19 protein-coding genes are annotated in these 17462 nt (G+C 72.4%); 4 read left to right on the top strand and 15 right to left on the bottom strand.

All coding sequences use genetic code 11. The features are described 5' to 3' along the window. Window positions 1-25: 25 nt before the first annotated feature. From DDP54_RS12000 to sigE, 4 genes are read right to left on the bottom strand one after another with little or no spacing between them, the layout of a single operon-like run. On the bottom strand, window positions 26-469 hold the full coding sequence (locus tag DDP54_RS12000; protein WP_109131931.1) for a Sec-independent protein translocase TatB: 444 nt from the start codon (window positions 467-469) through the stop codon (window positions 26-28). Between the two features lie 20 nt (window positions 470-489). Next, window positions 490-1800: a trypsin-like peptidase domain-containing protein gene (locus DDP54_RS11995; protein ID WP_242448378.1), complete on the bottom strand. Its 1311-nt coding sequence runs from the start codon at window positions 1798-1800 to the stop codon at window positions 490-492. Beyond that, complete coding sequence (locus DDP54_RS18665; protein ID WP_242448377.1) at window positions 1797-2804, bottom strand: zf-HC2 domain-containing protein; 1008 nt, start codon at window positions 2802-2804, stop codon at window positions 1797-1799. Before DDP54_RS18665 ends, DDP54_RS11995 begins: the two co-directional genes overlap by 4 nt. Then, window positions 2801-3382 carry an RNA polymerase sigma factor SigE gene (sigE, locus tag DDP54_RS11990; protein ID WP_197711386.1) on the bottom strand — a complete coding sequence of 194 codons (582 nt, stop codon included), beginning with the start codon at window positions 3380-3382 and terminating at the stop codon, window positions 2801-2803. Before sigE ends, DDP54_RS18665 begins: the two co-directional genes overlap by 4 nt. Window positions 3383-3567: 185 nt before the next feature. On the opposite strand from sigE, the gene DDP54_RS11985 reads away from it, so the two are divergent. Then, entirely contained in the window at window positions 3568-4200 is a 633-nt protein-coding gene (locus DDP54_RS11985; protein WP_109132563.1) for an O-methyltransferase, read from the top strand. Window positions 4201-4220: 20 nt separating this feature from the next. Here the strand turns inward: DDP54_RS11985 and DDP54_RS11980 are convergent, their stop codons facing one another. The 8 genes from DDP54_RS11980 to dapE all read right to left on the bottom strand — a co-directional run bounded on the left by DDP54_RS11980 (window position 4221) and on the right by dapE (window position 12109). Then, window positions 4221-5783 carry a leucyl aminopeptidase family protein gene (locus DDP54_RS11980; protein WP_347338515.1) on the bottom strand — a complete coding sequence of 521 codons (1563 nt, stop codon included), beginning with the start codon at window positions 5781-5783 and terminating at the stop codon, window positions 4221-4223. Window positions 5784-5865: 82 nt separating this feature from the next. Further along, on the bottom strand, window positions 5866-6033 hold the full coding sequence (locus DDP54_RS11975; protein WP_081784823.1) for a DUF3117 domain-containing protein: 168 nt from the start codon (window positions 6031-6033) through the stop codon (window positions 5866-5868). A 198-nt stretch (window positions 6034-6231) separates the two neighbouring features. After that, window positions 6232-7497, bottom strand: a complete 1266-nt coding sequence (locus tag DDP54_RS11970) for a hypothetical protein (protein WP_109131927.1) — start codon at window positions 7495-7497, stop codon at window positions 6232-6234. Beyond that, window positions 7494-8444 (bottom strand): dihydropteroate synthase, encoded by a 951-nt coding sequence (gene folP, locus DDP54_RS11965; protein ID WP_109131926.1) that lies wholly within the window; start codon window positions 8442-8444, stop codon window positions 7494-7496. Before folP ends, DDP54_RS11970 begins: the two co-directional genes overlap by 4 nt. Before the next feature lie 13 nt (window positions 8445-8457). Beyond that, entirely contained in the window at window positions 8458-9285 is an 828-nt protein-coding gene (locus DDP54_RS11960) for a TIGR00730 family Rossman fold protein (protein ID WP_109131925.1), read from the bottom strand. Window positions 9286-9348: 63 nt separating this feature from the next. Further along, window positions 9349-10200: a hypothetical protein gene (locus DDP54_RS11955; protein ID WP_146192426.1), complete on the bottom strand. Its 852-nt coding sequence runs from the start codon at window positions 10198-10200 to the stop codon at window positions 9349-9351. 89 nt (window positions 10201-10289) lie between these two features. Then, window positions 10290-10919, bottom strand: coding sequence for a DUF6318 family protein (locus DDP54_RS11950; protein WP_109131923.1), 630 nt, complete (start codon window positions 10917-10919; stop codon window positions 10290-10292). A gap of 74 nt (window positions 10920-10993) precedes the next feature. Further along, window positions 10994-12109, bottom strand: coding sequence for a succinyl-diaminopimelate desuccinylase (dapE, locus tag DDP54_RS11945; protein ID WP_242448376.1), 1116 nt, complete (start codon window positions 12107-12109; stop codon window positions 10994-10996). A gap of 39 nt (window positions 12110-12148) precedes the next feature. On the opposite strand from dapE, the gene dapD reads away from it, so the two are divergent. Both dapD and DDP54_RS11935 read left to right on the top strand, forming a co-directional pair. Next, on the top strand, window positions 12149-13093 hold the full coding sequence (gene dapD / locus DDP54_RS11940; protein ID WP_109131921.1) for a 2,3,4,5-tetrahydropyridine-2,6-dicarboxylate N-succinyltransferase: 945 nt from the start codon (window positions 12149-12151) through the stop codon (window positions 13091-13093). 8 nt (window positions 13094-13101) lie between these two features. Beyond that, window positions 13102-14031 (top strand): hypothetical protein, encoded by a 930-nt coding sequence (locus tag DDP54_RS11935; RefSeq protein ID WP_109131920.1) that lies wholly within the window; start codon window positions 13102-13104, stop codon window positions 14029-14031. A gap of 48 nt (window positions 14032-14079) precedes the next feature. Here the strand turns inward: DDP54_RS11935 and DDP54_RS11930 are convergent, their stop codons facing one another. From DDP54_RS11930 to fdxA, 3 genes are all read right to left on the bottom strand, one after another. Continuing rightward, on the bottom strand, window positions 14080-15378 hold the full coding sequence (locus tag DDP54_RS11930; protein ID WP_109131919.1) for a citrate synthase: 1299 nt from the start codon (window positions 15376-15378) through the stop codon (window positions 14080-14082). Between the two features lie 230 nt (window positions 15379-15608). Beyond that, complete coding sequence (gene dapC / locus DDP54_RS11925; protein ID WP_109131918.1) at window positions 15609-16784, bottom strand: succinyldiaminopimelate transaminase; 1176 nt, start codon at window positions 16782-16784, stop codon at window positions 15609-15611. Window positions 16785-16795: 11 nt separating this feature from the next. Further along, window positions 16796-17122 (bottom strand): ferredoxin, encoded by a 327-nt coding sequence (gene fdxA / locus DDP54_RS11920; protein WP_109131917.1) that lies wholly within the window; start codon window positions 17120-17122, stop codon window positions 16796-16798. Between the two features lie 96 nt (window positions 17123-17218). Here fdxA and DDP54_RS11915 point away from each other — a divergent pair, with 96 nt between their 5' ends. Next, window positions 17219-17449, top strand: coding sequence for a hypothetical protein (locus DDP54_RS11915; RefSeq protein WP_109131916.1), 231 nt, complete (start codon window positions 17219-17221; stop codon window positions 17447-17449). Window positions 17450-17462: the final 13 nt, after the last annotated feature.

Below are 17462 nucleotides of genomic sequence, written 5' to 3'. Positions count from 1 at the left end.
GACGGGACCGGACACCAGCTGCGGATCAGGTCGCCTCGTCGTCGTAGGGTGCCTGCCCGGCGGCAGCCTGCCCCGACTCGACGGAGCCGCCGCCTGCTGCCGCTGACGCCGCACCGGCAGGCGCCGCGGCCGCGGTGCCAGCAGCGGCCGTGGTGCCAGCAGCGGCCGCCGTGCCGAAGGTCGTGGCGCGCTTGAAGCCGGTCACCGCGGGCATCACGTCGTCGAGCAGCGCGTCCCGGACGATGCGGCGCGGGTCGTACTTGCGCGGGTCGAGAGCGGCCCAGTCGACGTCCTTGATGTCCTCGCCGAGCTCGTCGTCCACACGGCTCTTGGTCTCCTGGAGGAACACCTTGGCGCGCTTGACCAGCTGCGCGAGCTGCTCCGCGTACTTCGGCAGACGCTCGGGGCCGATGACGAGCACAGCGACGACGAGCAGGATGATGAACTCGCCGCCGTTGATGTCGAACACGGCTTCAGGTTACCCGGTGGTCAGCTGGTCGCGGACTCGTCGAGGACCACGCGCACATCCCGCTCGGACGACGCAGTGCGCACCCGCAGCACGACGGCGTCGCCCGGGGTCTTGGCACGGATCGCCACGATCAGCTCGTCGGGCTCCGTGACCGGACGACCGTCGATCGCGAGGATGACGTCCCCCCGACGGATCCCCGCCCGGTCCGCCGGCCCGCCCGGCGACACGGCGGCCGTCGAGCCCTGGTCGTCGGTCGACACCTGGACGCCCTCGCCGACGTACCGCTGGTCGAGCAGCACCCCGATGATCGGGTACGTCGCGTGCCCTGTCTCGATGAGCTGCTCGGACGTGCGGCGGGCCTGGTTCGAGGTGATCGCGAAGCCGAGCCCGATGCTCCCGCCGGCGGTCGACAGCGACCCGGGCGGCTGGGCGATCGCCGAGTTGATGCCGACGACCTCGCCTGCTGCGTTGACGAGCGGGCCGCCCGAGTTGCCGGGGTTGATGGCCGCGTCGGTCTGGATCGCGTTGATGAACGCGGTGTCGGACGAGTCACCGGCCGACACCGGCCGGTTGAGAGCGCTGACGATGCCGGTCGTGACGGTGCCCTCGAGACCGAGCGGCGCACCGACCGCTACGACAGGGTCGCCCACGACCACGTCGTCCGAGTTGCCGAGGACCAGCGGCACGAGCCCGGTCCGGTCGACCTTGACCACGGCCAGGTCGTAGTCGGCCGTCGCGCCGACGACGGTCGCTGCGGACTCGCTGCCGTCCGCGAAGAGGACCTCGATGGTCGTGCCGGCCACGTCGCTGCCTGCCACGACGTGGTTGTTCGTGAGGATGTACCCGTCCTGGCGCAGGACGAACCCCGACCCGGTCGCTGAGCCGTCCGGGCCCGTGACCTGGATCGACACGACGCTCGGCAGGACCCGCGCCGCGATCCCCGCGACCGACTCGGGTGCACGGTCGCCCGCGCCCGTCCCGATCGCCGCCGGGAGCCCGGCGTCGACCAGGTGGTCGTCGGCGAGCAGCCGGGTGCCGACCACGCCTCCGATGGCACCGGCCACGAGGGCGAGCACGACGACCAACGCGATGCCGCCGAACGACAGCCCACGACGACGACCGGGCCGCTCGGCTGCGGAGCCGGCCACGACGACGGCCGGGGGCGGCGGGTATCCGGTCCCCCAGACCGGCGCGGGCGCCCCCACGTACGGTGTGCTCGGGGGCGGCGCGGCCGGGTCGGGAGCACGCCTCGACGGCGGCGCGAACGGGTTCGCGGGCTGCTCGGGGGTCGTCGGCTGCTCGGGGCTCGTCGGCTGCTCGGGGGTCGTCATGGCTGGACGAGCGTCTGCGTCATGGTGCCCCATCCTCGCGTGATCCGTGCGGGCACGCCTTGGTCGTACGCGTCGAGCGGGAACTGCGCGACCAGCGTCTCGACGTCGCCGGACCCGGTCGCAGCCACGACCTCGACGACGGTGTCGCCGGACTGCCATGCGGCGTGCCACGGTGTCGCGCCGAGCACGTACACCGTGCGGTCGGCGACGACGCGCCGTTCGGTCCCGACGAGCGCGTCGGTGTCGAGGCGGCCGTGCCGCTCCGTCACGACGAGCGTGCCCTCCGGGCCGACGAGGTCCACCTCGAGCGTCGTCTCGTCGAGGAGCCGGACGGCCGTCACCGTCCACCCGACGGGGACCTGCGTGGGCGCAGTCCAGCCGTGCGCCCTCATCCACGCGATGTAGTCGGTCGCGCCTGCGGTGCCGGTGTCGTCTGCGACGACCCGCACGAGCGGGTGCCACGACCCGGACGACACCGCACCCGAGGTGCCCGCGACGACGGCGGGCGCGGCGAGCGGCGTCGCTGCCCCGAGCAGCGCGAAGGACTGGGCCGGGCCGTCGGTCGGCAGGACGGCGGGCCCGTCACCCAGCGCGAAGAGCGTCACGACCATGACCCCGAGGCCGGTGAGCGAACCGACGGTGATCCGGCGGATGGACCGTCGAGCGGTCAGGTCGCCCGTCAGGGTGTGCGCGGGAACGCCCCGGTCGAGGCGGGGGCCCCCTCCCCACGAGGCGCCGCCGGCGGTCGGGTAGGCGAACGGGTCGACGCGCACCGGTCCGCCCTCGCGCGGCGCTGCGCCCGCGAGCGAGAGCAGTCGAGCCGTGAGGTCGGCGGTCGGTGCGACCGAGTCTGCCGAGGCCACGGCGCGTCGTGCCGCGCGCGCCGCCGCGAGCTCGGAGGTGCACAGGCAGCACGTCGCGACATGGGCCAGCGCGCGCTCGGTCGCAGCGGGAGACAGCTGCCCGTCAGCGAGAGCGCTGATGCGGTCGCCGAGGTGGCTCATGGCGCACCCACCTCCTCGACAGTCTGCAGCTCGAGCGGACCGGTGGGGGCGCGGTGCTCGAGCGAGACCCGCAGCCGGGCGCGTGCCCGGTGGATCCGCGAGCGCACGGTGCCCAGCTTGATGCCCAGGGTGACGGCGATCTCCTCGTACGACAGCCCCTCGATGTCGCACAGCACGACCGCCGCGCGGTACTCGGGCGAGAGGTCGTCGAGTGCGTGCTGCACGTCGCGGTCGAGGTTCGCGTGCTCGAACGCGCGCTCCGGGGTCGAGGGGCCCTCGGCGGTCGGGTAGCGGTCGGCCTCGTCCCCCATCACGTCCATCCGGATGCGGGCACGGCGGCGGACCTGATCGAGGAAGAGGTTGGTCGTGATGCGGTGCAGCCAGCCCTCGAACGTCCCGGGCGTGTACGTCGACAGCGACCGGAACACCCGGACGAAGACCTCCTGGGTGAGGTCCTCGGCGTCGTGCTGGTTCCCGGTGAGCCGGTAGGCCAGCCGGTACACCCGCGCGGAGTGCTCGCGGACGATCTCCTCCCACGACGGGGCCAGCCAGGCGCCGTCCGGGCTGCTGATCGTCATGAGCTTCCTTCCGCAGCGCGCAGGTGCGCGTCGTGCCATTGTCCCAGGTTCGCCCTGCTCGTTCGAACTGGGCCGGCTCCGGGCCGACGCGGCGCCCTCCCACGGCCTCCCACGCTCCGGCGAGCCGCGGCGATAGGCTGCCGAGGACCGCACCTGCACGTCCCACGCTCTTCCAGGAGGACACCATCTCCAGCGACAAGGCCCAGAGCTGGGTGTACTCGGAGGGCTACCTGCCCGAGGACGACACGCTGCTGCGCGCTCGCGAGCGGGCGGGTCAGCTCGGCTGCACGCCGGTCCTGCCGGGTTCCGGTGCCGTCCTGCGTGTGCTCGCGGCGGCGGCCCAGGCCCGGGCGGTCGTGGAGATCGGCACGGGCGCCGGTGTCGGCTCGCTGTACCTCCTGCGCGGGATGCCCGACGACGGCGTCCTGACGACCATCGACGTCGAGGTCGAGCACCAGCGCGCGGCGAAGGAGGCGTTCGCCGAGGAGGGTGTCCGCTCGACCCGCACGCGCACCATCTCGGGGCGCGCTCTCGACGTGCTCCCCCGGCTGACCGACGGCGCCTACGACCTCGTGTTCGTCGACGCCGACAAGGAGAGCTACCCCGAGTACGTCGAGCAGGCGCTGCGTCTGCTGCGTCCGGGCGGGGTCCTCGCGGTGGACAACGCGCTGTGGCACGACCGGGTCGCCGACCCGGCGCGGCGCGACGAGGTCACGACGGTCATCCGCGAGATCGGGCGCACCGTGCGGGACGACCCGCGCCTGGTGCCGGCACTGGTCCCGAGCGGCGACGGCCTGCTGGTCGCAGTCCGGCGCTGAGCGGGCGCAGCTCAGGTCGATCAGACCGCCGCGGCGAGGTAGCTCAGCAGCAGGCGCGCGCCGAAGCCCGTCGCACCCTCGCTGATCTCGTGCTTGTCCGCGCTCGCCCGGGCGGGTCCGGCGATGTCGAGGTGGACCCAGTGTCGCGACCCCACGAACTCCCGCAGGAACAGCGCGGCGGTGATCGAGCCGGCGCCGTACGAGCGATCGGACGCGACGTGCCGCAGGTCGGCGACGTCCGAGTGCACAGCGTCGCGGTACTCCTCGACGAGCGGCATGTGCCAGACGGGCTCGCCGGAGGCGACCGCTGCTGCCTCAAGGGCGGCGACCAGCTCGGGGTCGGCCGAGTACAGCGCGGCCTGCAGCTTCCCCAGGGCGATGCTCGCGGCGCCCGTCAGCGTCGCGACGTCGATCAGGACGTCCGGGTCGAGCGTCGCATCCGAGAACGCGAGCGCGTCCGCGAGCACGATGCGGCCCTCGGCGTCGGTGTTGGCGATCTCGACCGTCGTGCCGCCGTAGATCCGCAGCACGTCGCCCGGGCGGTAGGACGCGCCGCCCACATGGTTCTCGGCGAGCGGAAGGACCGCGGTCACGCGGTGCGCGACGCCCGCAGCGGCCGCGCCGAGCACCGTCGCGAGCGCGACGGCCGCACCGGCCATGTCGGTCTTCATCGGCACCATGGCTTCGCGCTTCTTGATCGACAGGCCGCCCGTGTCGTAGGTGATGCCCTTGCCGACGACGACGACGTGACGCCACCCGCCGGACGGAGCCTCGGCCGTCGGGGTGTACTCGACGGTCACGAGCCGCGGCGTCGACGCGGAGCCTGAGCCGACCGCGAGGATGCCCCCGAACGCCTCGGCGGCGAGCTCCTTCGGTCCACGCACGGTGACCGTGAGCCCGGCGGCCTCGGCGAGCCGCACCGCCTGGTCGGCGAGCCACGCGGGGTCCTTGATGTTCGACGGGGTGTTCGCCAGGTCCCGGACCAGCCAGGTGGCGCTCGCCGCGATCCCGGCCTCCGCGACAGCGGCCGCGATCTGGTCGGCGCGCGGGTCGTCCTCGGTGCCGAGCAGCACCAGCTGTCCGGCCGGGCGCTGGCTCTCACGGTCCTCGGGCGACGGCTCGGCGGCCTGCGAGGGCATCCGGTAGGCACCGAGGAGGTATCCCTCGACGAACGCGCGCACCGCGGCGGGTGCCTGCACGCCCGCCTCGGAGGCCACCGAGGTGACCACACGCCGCAACCCGCGCGTCGCGCGAGCCAGGGCGGCGCCGGACCGGCGCAGGTCGGCCGGGGTGCCCGCACCGACCCCCACGAGCACGATGCGCGGGGCGAGCCCGTGCCACGGGAACTCCCCGCCAGCCTCGCGACGCCCCACCGGGTGCGGGAGGTGCACCGTGTACGCCTCGCCCGGTGCACCGGTCAGACCGGCGCGCTCAGCGAGCTCGGCGAGCGCGATGCCGTACCGAGCCGCAGCATCGGCAGTCCCCGCGCGCGGCTGCAGATCGCTCTCCCCCGGGACGGCAGGCGCGACCGGCACCGCGAGCGCGTCGACGTCCGCGTCCAGCAGCAGGGCAGTCCCCGCCACCGACCCGACCTCGACGACCACCCCCGGCAGCGCTCGACCGATGCTCGTGCGCGCTCGCGGACCCCTCACGCGTGCCAACGGGTCAGCTGACGACAGACGTCAGGGCCTCGCCCAGCTCACGCGCCTCGGTGGCGTTGAGCTCGACGACCAGACGGCCGCCACCCTCGAGCGGGACGCGCATGACGATGCCGCGGCCCTCCTTGGTGACCTCGAGCGGGCCGTCACCGGTCCTCGGCTTCATCGCGGCCATGCGGGGATCTCCTTGTCGTCGCTTCGACCGGCCGCTCGTCGCGTGAGCGCCTCGCCCGAGGGTGAGCGCGCACGTCGACGACCTCAGCAACCGGATGTCCACCGGAGAGTCTAGTTCACCCGCACCGCCTGCTGCGGCCCCGACGTGCACCCACCCAGGTGAGAGCGCTGGGCCGGAGGTGTCAACGCGGCACCGGCCTCACGGCGGCCACCCGCTCGGCGGGGTCAGTCGCCAGGTGTTGTAGATCCACACGATCTGCAGCCCGGCCATGAGGACGGCCACAAGAACGAACCAGAGCCGTCGACGCGTCGGCGGCCGCGTGACGAGCCCCGCGGTCACCGCACCGAGCGGGAACGCGAGCAGCAGGAACCGGGCGAGGCTGCTGCCCGGCTCGATCGCCCCCACGATGTACGCCAGGTACGCCGCGGACCACACGTGCAGCTCGCTGCCCAGGCGCCAGGCCGCCGGAACGACGAGGCACGCGATGACGAGGCCGAAGCCGACGACGAGGATCAGCGGCGCCCAGTCGCCGAACCAGAACCGGGACACGTAGCCCCACGGGACGAACGGCTGGATCTCGCGGACCCCGCGCCACGAGCCCTGGGTCTGCAGGTACCCGTCCGACTCGCCGGTCACCCAGCCGCAGATCAGGGGCCACGCGACGCCGGACACCGCCGCGGTGCCGGCGAGCAGCCCCAGCCCCCCGACGTCGGGCAGCGTGAGGCGGTCCTCACCGCGTCGGCTCGCCCGCCACCGCACCAGGCCGTGGACGACGACGACGACAGCCATCGGCAGGGCGACCGCGCGGGTGAAGCCGAGCGCCAGCACCGCGAGCGAGGCCCACGCGTACCGACGCTCGACGATCGCCAGCAGGGACGCCGCGACGAGCAGCAGCGCGAGGGACTCGGTGTACCCGATCTGCAGGACCGCGGCGGACGGGAACAGCCCGAGCAGCACGACCGTCGCCAGGGGAAGGCCCGGGCGCGCGGCCACAGCGCGCGGCGCACCCCGCTCGATGAGTCGGTAGATCACGACGGCGGCGATCGCCCCGAGCGCGAGCGCGACGAGCGGCGCCGCGACGTACCAGGGTGCTCGGCTCACGATCATGACCCCGCGCACGAGGAACGGGAACAGCGGGAAGAACGCCCACGGGTTCTGCTGCACGAGCCCGTCCGCGCCGTGCGGCAGCACCGCCGGGTAGCCCTGCTCGGCGATCGTGCGGTACCAGGTCGCGTCCCACATCAGGCCCGTGAAACGCAGGTACGACGGCTTGGCCGGCGTCCAGTAGTTCTCGACCTGGAACTGCGCGACGACGACGAGGACGACGGCGCTGAACAGCCTCGTCGCGAGGTACGCACCGAGCGCGCGTCCCCACCACGGCCACCGGCGCGGATCGGCCCGCACCGACCACGACGACCTCGTCACCGTCGTCGTCTCGACGGCGCTCGAGGCCTCGGCGTTCATGCGAGCCCCCGGACGGCCCGGGCCGGGACTGCGTCCCCCCGGACGGCTGCGACCATGTCGAGCGTCCGACGTGTCGCCCGCACGTCGTGCGCGCGGAACACCCGTGCTCCGAGCCAGGCCGCGACCGACGTGGCCGCGAGCGTGCCCTCGAGCCGCTCGTCGGGCGGCAGGTCGAGGGTCTCCCCCACGAAGTCCTTCCGGGACAGCGCCACGAGCACGGGGTACCCGAGCGCCACGAGGGCCTGCGTGCGCCGCACGAGGTGCAACGAGTGCCAGGTGTTCTTGCCGAAGTCGTGCGTCGGGTCGACCAGGACGCTCGCCGAGTCGATCCCGAGCCCGACCGCGCGCGCGGCTGCGGCGGCCAGCACGCGCACCACGTCGTCGACGACACCGTCGAGAGGTTCGCGCGGGTCACCCGGGCCGCCCACGCCGGGATCGCTGCGGGGGTACTCGACGCGGAGCGGATCGGTCCGCGGTCGCGCGCCGCCGGTGTGCGAGCACACGACACCGATGCCGAACTCGGCTGCCACCTCGACGAGGTGTGGGTCGTGGCCGGCCCACGTGTCGTTGAGCAGGTCGGCCCCGGCGAGCGCAGCCGCTCGCGCAACCTCCGACCGCCACGTGTCGACGCTCACGAGGAGGTCGGGGTGGCGCGCACGCACGCGCTCGACGAGCGGCACGACGCGGGCGATCTCCTCAGCGGCGTCCACGCGCGGCCCACGGCCGGCCCGGACGCCGCCGAGGTCGACGACGTCGGCGCCCTCCTCGACGGCGCGCGCGACAGCGGCGTCAGCCCCCGCCTCGTCGTGCCGTGCCGGCGCGTAGAACGAGTCGGGCGTGCGGTTGACGACCGCCATCACGACGGGACGGTCCGGTCCGAACGTCCGCCCCCGAAGACGGACGTCCGCTCCCGCTGCGGGCACGCCGCCGATGACTGCGCCGGTCATGACGTGCCGACGGTCACGAGCCGTTGCTCTCGGCGGCCTTCCGACGGGCCTTGGCCTCCCGGCGCACCGCGTCGAGCTCCTCCTTGCGCAGCTCGGCTCCTCGCTCGCACACGATGCGGACGGCCTCGTCGGGGTCGTCGACGACGTGGAGGAGCTCCAGGTCGGCGGGGCTGATCATGCCGCGATCGACGACCGGGCCGGCGATCCAGTCGAGCAGCCCCTGCCAGTACACGCTGCCCACCAGCACGATCGGGAAGCCAGTCACCTTGTGCGTCTGCACGAGCGTGAGCGCCTCGAACAGCTCGTCGAGGGTCCCGAACCCGCCAGGAAGCACCACGAAGCCCTCGGCGTACTTGACGAACATCATCTTGCGCGCGAAGAAGTACCGGAAGCTGATTCCCAGGTCGACCCACTGGTTCATGCTCTGCTCGAACGGCAGCTCGATGCCGAGCCCGATCGACAGGCCTCCGGCCTCGCTGGCACCCTTGTTCGCGGCGGCCATGACGCCCGGACCGCCGCCCGTGATGACGGCGTACCCGGCCTCCACGAGACCTCGGCCCACCGCTTCGCCGATCTCGTAGTCCGGGTGGTCGGCCGCGACCCGAGCCGAGCCGAACACGCTGACTGCGGGCCCGATCTCGGCGAGCGCCCCGAAACCCTCGACGAACTCGCTCTGGATGCGCATGACCCGCCACGGGTCGTCGTGCAGCCAGCCCGTGTCACCGTCGCCCGCGAGCAGTCGCTGGTCGGATGTCGTCTTCGGGATCTGGCCGCGCCGCAGGAGCACCGGGCCCTTGCGGTAGCCCGTCCCTGGGGCTTCCAGGGCGTCGTCGCTCGTCATGGCACCGACTCTAGGGGGTCGTGATGTGGGTGGGTGGCGTGGCGTGCCCGATGGGTGCGGTGGTCAGCAGCCGGGGCCGTGGGGGTGGGTGAGGCAGGTGTCGGCGACGAGGTGGGTGCGGCGTTCGACGACGGTCAGGGCCGGGTGGGTCGTGGTGGTGGTCGCTGTGCCGGTGATGGGCCGCCAGGTGGTGTCTCCGGCGATCTGGTAGGTGCCGGTCCAGGTCGTGGTCAACGTCAGGGTGTAGGTGCCGGGGGCCTGGTAGGGGTGGCCGTGGGACCCGACCGGGTAGACGCTGCCGGGGGTCGTCGGGGGCGTGCTGCCGTCGGTCGGGTAGGGCAGGCCGGGGTCGGGGGTGTCGAGGGGCGATGTGTCGTCCCCGAAGTCCCAGCGGTAGGTGGTGGGGGTGGCGTGCACGGTGACGGGGTGGCCGAGCAGGGTGGTGGTCAGGTCGACCGGGGTCGGGTCGGCGCTGACGATGATCCCGTACCCGACCAGGACGTACCCGGTGCCGGGTTGCACGGTGGTCGCGGTGGGGGGCAGGGGTAGGCGCCGGAAGTCGGCGGTGGTCAGGGCGGGCAGGACGTCTTGAGGGCAGGCTCCGGCCGTGAGGTACGTCCAGGGGGTCCACGCAGCGGTCGCGCTGGTCCGGGTGCGGGTCCACAACGGGTCCAGGGCGGTGACCCCGACCCCGCAGAACACCGCGGGCACCGCCCCGCTCGCGGCCCCGCACGGACCGTTCAACGCGGTGGTCAACGGCACGGTTGTCACGTCGCACTGCACGCCCCGGGCGTACTCCACCAGCACCGCCACCGGATCACCCGCCGCCACCGCCACCGCATGCGCCGCCACGAGCTCAGCGGCGCGGCGTGCCGTGACGATGACCGCGTCCTCGTCGGACTCGCCTCCGAACACTTCGGATCTCGCGGGTGCGGCGCAGCTGATGAGGGCCAGCGTCACAAGCGCGCTCGCGTATCCGGATCGGGCACGCATCCGGAGGGAAGTCACGGTGAGTCCACCTGAACTGCGCGAACACGCCAGGTGTTCTCTTCACGAACCACTACCAAGTGCATCAGGTAGGACTTCGTGTCCAGCCCAGCGTCGATGAGCGTGCCCGCATCGTCGATGACAGACCAGGGGCCCTGCGTGGCGTTGATGTCTACGCTGAACCACGCACCCGGGTCGACCTCGACGCCCGTCGCGAAGTTGACGACTGTGTCGGTCCCGACTTGGTGCTGGTGCTGCCCGTGCATCCTCTCGGCGTTCGTCACGACGCTCGCGCAGAAGATGCAGTCGGAGTGGGCGAGCGCCTTCCAGTCGGTCAGATCCCCCGTGTTGTACACGTAGGGGTACAGGGACAGGAAGTACTCGGCCGTCGCGATCGCTCCGTCCAGGTCGACCGTGTCCATCGCGGCCGGGCGCTCGGGCTTCGTCGTCGTCGTCGGGCTGGGCGAGGCGGCGGGGGTCGGTGTCGGCGAAGCGGCGACCGTCGGGACAGCGCTGGTCGAGGTGGCCACCGGGGCGGAGCCGCCGAACGAGCAGCCGCCGAACAGCCCTAGCGTCAGTATCACCGCCAGCGCGACCCTGACCGGGCGCGAGGAGACGACGTCGGGCACGGGCAGGGTGCGGGGCATGCCCGAGAACCTACCGATAACCACCCAACCCGGTCAGCCGATCTCACATCCCTGTGGACGGCAGAACCTCAGGCTCAGGCCGTCAACCACGCCCGCAGCGCGTCGTGGCAGGCAGTGAGGTCACCGACGGGGCACCGCTCGTCGGCCTTGTGCGCGAGCAGCGGGTCGCCGGGGCCGAAGTTCACCGCGGGGATGCCGAGCTCGGAGAAGCGGGCGACGTCGGTCCAGCCGTACTTGGGAGCAGGCACCCCGCCCGTCACCTCCAGGACGGTGGAGGCGAACGCTGCGGCAACCGGGTCGTCGAGTCCGGGCCGGGCGCCGGCCGCACCGTCGACCACGACGACCTCGTAGCCGTCGAACACCTCGCGGACGTGCGTCTCCGCCTGGGCGAGCGAGCGCGAGGGCGCGAACCGGTAGTTCACGGTCACGGTGCACGAGTCGGGAACGACGTTGGTCGCGACGCCGCCACGGATCGTGACGGCGTTGAGACCCTCGCGGTAGACCAAGCCGTCGACCTCGACCGCGGCGGGTTCGTACGCCTCGAGCCTGCGCAGCACCTCGCCGGCGCCATGGATGGCGTTGACGCCCGTCCACGACCGAGCGGAGTGCGCCGCGACGCCCAGCACGCGGACCTCGACGCGCAGCGTGCCGTTGCAGCCGCCCTCGATGCCGGCAGCGGTGGGCTCGCACAGGATCGCGAAGTCGCCTGCGAGCCAGTCGGGGTGGTTCCGCGCGACCCGGCCGAGCCCGCTGAGCGCCGCCTCGACCTCTTCGTGGTCGTAGAAGACCCAGGTGACGTCACGCGTCGGCTCGGCGAGCGCGGCGGCGAGGGCGAGCTGCACCGCGACGCCGCCCTTCATGTCGACCGTCCCGCGTCCCCAGATCTCCGCCCGCGAGCCTTCGCCGACGATGCGGGTCGGGAGGTTGTCCGCGACCGGCACGGTGTCGATGTGACCGGCGATGATGACGCGCGACACGGCACCGAGGCTCGTCCGCGCGACCACGGCATCGCCGTCGCGCAGGACCTCCAGGTGGGGGTGCTCGCGCAGCGCCGCCTCGATCGCGTCGGCCAGGGCAGTCTCCTGACCGCTCTCGGAGGGCGCGTCGCAGAGCGCGCGCGTGAGGGTGACGAGGTCGCCCGTCAGGTCGAGCAGCGCGGGAGCAGCGGGAGCGGGCGCACGGTCGGTCACGTCCACGACCCTACCCATGCCCCGTCTAGAGTGACCCGCATGTCCGACCGCAACGCGTGGGCCTTCGGCCTGGCCACAGTGACCCCCGACGGCACGACGCTCGACGTCTGGTACCCCGCACCCGTTCTCGGTTCGGCTCCTGAGGACGCGGTCGCACCTGACGACCTGCTCGCGGCCCAGCGCGTGGACGACGCGCGCGGCGTGCGGACCGTCGTCGTGCGCACGCAGGTCGACCTCGACGCGGCGCCGGCCGACACCGCCGACGCGTACCTGCGGCTGCACCTGCTCTCGCACCGTCTTGTCCCGCCGCACGGCCAGAACCTCGACGGGATCTTCGCGGTCCTCCCCAACGTCGTCTGGACGGACCGCGGTCCGTGCGCGGTCGACGGCTTCGAGGCGACCCGGGCACGGCTGCGCGCCGCGACCGGCGTCCCGGTGACCGTCCACGGCGTCGACAAGTTCCCGCGCATGGTCGACTACGTCGTCCCGAGCGGCGTCCGGATCGCCGATGGCAACCGCGTGCGTCTCGGCGCGCACCTCGCCGTCGGCACGACGGTCATGCACGAGGGATTCGTGAACTTCAACGCCGGCACGCTCGGGGTCTCGATGGTCGAGGGTCGGATCTCCTCAGGCGTCGTCGTGGGCGACGGCAGCGACATCGGCGGTGGCGCGTCGATCATGGGGACCCTGTCCGGAGGCGGACGGGAAGTCGTCTCTATCGGTCGGCGCTCGCTGCTCGGTGCCAACTCAGGCCTCGGGATCCCGCTCGGGAACGACTGCGTCGTGGAGGCGGGCCTCTACGTGACGGCCGGCACGAAGGTCACGCTCGTGGGCTTCGCCGACGCGTCCGGGGTGGTCAAGGCCCGTGAGCTCGCCGGGACCGACAACATCCTGTTCCGTCGCAACTCCCTGACGGGCGGCGTCGAGGCAGTCGCGCGGTCCGGTGCCGGTGTCAAGCTCAACGCCGCACTGCACGTCAACTGAGGCAACCGGTGGCACGCAGTCGACGACGTCGTCGGGCGCGACGCGGGTTGGCCCGGGTCGCAACCACCGCGCTGCTCGGCGTCGCGCTCCTGGTCGGAGCGGTCGTCGTCGTCGTGAACGTGCTCGGCCGGTCGGACGGTTCGCGGTCGGTCACCGAGTCGTGCGGCGTCCAGGTCGACGGGACCCGCTGGCTCCTGTCGACCGTCCAGGGCGACAACGCCGCACTGCTCGCGGCGGTGTCCGTCCGTCGCGGCCTGCCCGCGCGCGCCGCGACGATCGCGATCGCGACGGCCCTGCAGGAGTCGAAGCTGGTCAACCTCAGCTACGGCGACCGCGACTCCGTCGGGCTGTTCCAGCAGCGGCCGTCGCAGGGCTGGGGAACGGTCGAGCAGATCATGGACCCCGTCTACTCGACGGGTCGCTTCTACGACGGGCTGGTCGCCATCGCCGGCTACCAGGACCTGCCGATCACGGACGCCGCCCAGAAGGTGCAGCGATCGGCATTCCCCGAGGCGTACGCGCAGCACGAGACACGGGCCCGCGCGTGGGCCTCGGCGCTCACCGGCTGGTCGCCCGGCTCGCTCACCTGCACCCTCCACGCACCCAGCGGTGCCGGGTCGAGCGACGTGTTCACGGCGCGCGTGGACCGGGACCTCGGGGCGCTGCCTCTCACGGTGGCCGCGGCGACCGACCAGGCACCCGCGGCCGTCGTCGTCGACGCGCGATCGCTCGGAGGCGGGACGGGCGCGGTCGCGGACGACGTGCGCGGGGGCTGGGCGTTCGCGCAGTGGGCCGTGGCAGTCGCTGCCGACCAGCGCGTGACGACCGTGCGCGTGGCGGACCAGGTGTGGTCGCGGAAGGACGCCGGATGGTCTCCGACGAGCACCGCGCCCCTTGCGAGCGGATCCGTCGAGGTCACATTCGCCGCTGCCGCGTGAACGGTCCCGCGACTCGGCACGCGCCGAGCTGCGGGACCGGACGACCGATCAGCGCACGGACACCGGGACGTAGTCGCGCTCGGTCGCGCCCGTGTAGATCTGGCGGGGGCGACCGATCTTCGTCTGCGGGTCGTTCATCATCTCGCGCCACTGCGCGATCCACCCGGGCATGCGCCCCAGCGCGAACAGCGGCGTGAACATCGACTCGTCGAACCCCATGGCCTTGTAGATGAGGCCCGTGTAGAAGTCGACGTTCGGGTAGAGCTTGCGCGAGATGAAGTAGTCGTCGCTCAGCGCGATCTCCTCGAGGCCCATCGCGATCTCGAGCAGCTGGTCGTTCTTGCCGAGCGCCGAGAGGACCGCGTCGGCGCTCTGCTTCACGATCGCCGCGCGCGGGTCGTAGTTCTTGTAGACGCGGTGGCCGAAGCCCATGAGGCGGACGCCGTCCTCCTTGTTCTTGACCCGGTTCATGAACTCGGTCGCGTCGCCGCCGTTGGCCTGGATCTCGGTGAGCATCTTCAGCACGGCCTCGTTGGCGCCGCCGTGCAGAGGGCCCGACAGCGCGTTGACCCCAGCAGCGACCGAGGCGTACAGGTTCGCGTGGCTCGAGCCGACGATGCGGACCGTCGACGTCGAGCAGTTCTGCTCGTGGTCGGCGTGCAGGATCAGCAGCTTGTCGAGCGCCTTGACGATGACCGGGTCGGCTTCGTACTGCGAGTACGGGACCGCGAACGTCATCCGCAGGAAGTCGTCGACGTAGCCGCGCGAGTAGTCCGGGTAGAGCAGCGGCTCGCCGCGCGTGGTGCGGTGCAGGTAGGACGTGATGGTGCGGGTCTTGGCGAGGATCAGGACCGTCGCGAGCTCGACCGTCTCGGGGTCGAACGGGTCGAGGGACTCGGGGTAGAACGCGGAGAGCGCGTTGATCGCCGAGGACATCACGGCCATCGGGTGCCCGTTGCGCGGGAACGTCCCCATGAAGGTGCGGAAGTCCTCGTGGACCAGCGTGTGCCGGTTGACGCGCTCGACGAAGCCATCGAGGTCGACCGGGCTCGGGAGCTCACCGTGGATGAGGAGGTAGGCGACCTCGAGGAAGCTGGAGTGCTCAGCGAGCTGCTCGATCGGGTACCCGCGGTAGCGCAGGATGCCGGCGTCGCCGTCGATGTAGGTGATCTGCGACTCGCACGACGCCGTGTTCATGAACCCCGGGTCGACCGTCACGAGGCCGGTGTCGCGCAGCAGGGACGACACCACGATGCCGTCGCCGCCCTCGGTGGCCCGGACAACGGGAAGCGGGTGCACCTCGCCGTTGGTGATCAGCTGCACGTCTGCCGTGTCGGCATCGGTCATGGTGTTCCCTCCTGCGGCCCGGCGTGGGCGGTCGTCCGCTCGCACCGTTCGTGTCGCTGCTTACGGCCAGTCCGGACGGCTGGTCGGCCGTCGTTGGCCGATGCTGACGCTACCTTTGCCAAGCCGATGCTGACGAATCATCACCGGGCCCATGGTCCCGGTGTGACCACGATCACATCGTGGCGATCGGGCGGGAGCGCGCGGCCCCGGACAACGTCCGGATCCCCGGCTCACGCCCCGGTCAGGCGTGCCGCCGCCTCGCGCACCCGTTCGTCCGACGCAGTGAGCGCGATGCGCACGTGACCCGCCGCGGCCGGCCCGTAGAACGACCCCGGCGCGACGAGGATGCCGAGCGAGGCCAGGTCGGCGACGGTCGACCAGCAGTCCTGACCGCCCCCCTCCGGCCGCACCCACAGGTACAGACCGGCGTGCGACCCGTCGACCACATAGCCCGCCTGCTCGAGCGCGGACCGCAGCACCGCACGACGCACCCGGTACCGCTCGCGCTGCTCGGCCACGTGGTCGTCGTCCCGAAGGCCCGCCGCGGTGGCCGCCTGGACGGGTCCGGGAACGATCATGCCGGCGTGCTTGCGGACCTCGAGCAGCTCGGCGACGAGGACGGGATCGCCTGCGACGAACGCCGACCGGTACCCCGCGACGTTCGACTGCTTGGACAGCGAGTACACCGCGAGCAGGCCCGTGAGGTCGCCACCCGTGACCCGTGGGTCGAGGATGCTCGGCACTCCTGCGGACACCCAGGGCTCGTCCCAGGCGAGCTCGGCGTAGCACTCGTCCGACGCGACGACGACGCGGTGGCCGGTACGACGGGCGGTTGCGCGAGCCGCGTCCACGACGGCCCGCAGCTCGTCGACCGACAGCACCCGACCGTCCGGGTTGCCGGGCGAGTTGAGCCAGACGAGCCGGACGGCGTCGGCGACCGTGTCGGCCGACTCCCCCGACTCGGGCGTGAGCAGCCCGACGACGTCGTCCATGGCGACCGGCGCCGCGCCCGCCAGGCGCGCGCCGACGTCGTAGGTCGGGTACGCGCACGCGGGATGCACGACGACGTCGCCGACGCCGAGACCCAGCAGCGACGGCAGCCAGGCCACGAGCTCCTTCGAGCCGAGGGTCGGCAGCACCGCAGCCGGGTCGAGCCCACGGACCCCCCGGCGCCGCACGAACCAGTCGACGACGGCCTCGCGGAGGTCGAGCGTGCCGTGCGTCGTGGGGTAGCCCGGCGAGTCGGAGGCGGCCGCGAGGGCGTCCCGGACGACCGCCGGTGTCGGGTCGATCGGAGTCCCCACCGACAGGTCGACGATGCCACCCGGGTAGGCGCGAGCCTTCTCGGCGAACGGGACGAGCGTGTCCCAGGGGAAGTCCGGCAGGTCTCCGGTGCGCAAGCCCATGGATGCGTGCGTCAGGCTTCGTGCACCTGGAGCGGCAGCACGGCGATGATCGGGTGGTCCTTCTCGATCATCCCCAGCTTCGCGGCGCCGCCGGGCGAACCCAGGTCGTCGAAGAACTCGACGTTCGCCTTGTAGTACTCGCTCCACTGCTCGGGGACGTCGTCCTCGTAGTAGATCGCCTCGACCGGGCACACCGGCTCGCACGCACCGCAGTCGACGCACTCGTCCGGGTGGATGTAGAGCGATCGCTTGCCCTCGTAGATGCAGTCCACGGGACACTCGTCGATGCACGCCTTGTCCTTGACGTCAACGCAAGGCTGGGCGATCACATACGTCACGGTCGATCCTCCGCGGGGCCCGGGGGCGATCAGGGGTTGGGGTTCTAGTATCCACCAGGTGCGCACCATGACCATCTCGCGTCCACCGGCGGCCGGATGAACCAGCCCTGGCGGACGCTGACCCCCGGCAAGCGCGTCGTCGTCCGACGGCGTCTCGGCCCCGACGAGGAGCTGCTCTACAGCGACGTCCTCGGGGAGCTCCTCGTCGTCGACGACGACGGCGTACTCATCGAGACCCGTCGCGGGCAGGTGCACGTCCCCGGGCACGACATCGCCCTGGCCAAGGTCGTCCCGCCCGCACCCGCGCGCAGGCCCCGGCGCGACTGACGCACGTCGCGGC

Source organism: Cellulomonas sp. WB94 (assembly GCF_003115775.1).
GTDB lineage: Bacteria > Actinomycetota > Actinomycetes > Actinomycetales > Cellulomonadaceae > Cellulomonas_A.
The sequence above is the reverse complement of the archived record's forward strand: the minus strand, read 5'-3'. Positions and strand labels throughout refer to the sequence as shown.

Excerpts from the sequence above, each read along its gene's own strand:
- DDP54_RS11995 (WP_242448378.1), bottom strand. The coding sequence starts at position 1,800 with ATGACGACCCCCGAGCAGCCGACGAGCCCCGAGCAGCCGACGACCCCC.
- DDP54_RS18665 (WP_242448377.1), bottom strand. The coding sequence starts at position 2,804 with ATGAGCCACCTCGGCGACCGCATCAGCGCTCTCGCTGACGGGCAGCTG.
- sigE (WP_197711386.1), bottom strand. The coding sequence starts at position 3,382 with ATGACGATCAGCAGCCCGGACGGCGCCTGGCTGGCCCCGTCGTGGGAG.
- DDP54_RS11975 (WP_081784823.1), bottom strand. The coding sequence starts at position 6,033 with ATGGCCGCGATGAAGCCGAGGACCGGTGACGGCCCGCTCGAGGTCACC.
- DDP54_RS11970 (WP_109131927.1), bottom strand. The coding sequence starts at position 7,497 with ATGAACGCCGAGGCCTCGAGCGCCGTCGAGACGACGACGGTGACGAGG.
- folP (WP_109131926.1), bottom strand. The coding sequence starts at position 8,444 with ATGACCGGCGCAGTCATCGGCGGCGTGCCCGCAGCGGGAGCGGACGTC.
- DDP54_RS11960 (WP_109131925.1), bottom strand. The coding sequence starts at position 9,285 with ATGACGAGCGACGACGCCCTGGAAGCCCCAGGGACGGGCTACCGCAAG.
- DDP54_RS11950 (WP_109131923.1), bottom strand. The coding sequence starts at position 10,919 with ATGCCCCGCACCCTGCCCGTGCCCGACGTCGTCTCCTCGCGCCCGGTC.
- dapD (WP_109131921.1), top strand. The coding sequence starts at position 12,149 with ATGTCCGACCGCAACGCGTGGGCCTTCGGCCTGGCCACAGTGACCCCC.
- DDP54_RS11930 (WP_109131919.1), bottom strand. The coding sequence starts at position 15,378 with ATGACCGATGCCGACACGGCAGACGTGCAGCTGATCACCAACGGCGAG.
- dapC (WP_109131918.1), bottom strand. The coding sequence starts at position 16,784 with ATGGGCTTGCGCACCGGAGACCTGCCGGACTTCCCCTGGGACACGCTC.
- DDP54_RS11915 (WP_109131916.1), top strand. The coding sequence starts at position 17,219 with ATGAACCAGCCCTGGCGGACGCTGACCCCCGGCAAGCGCGTCGTCGTC.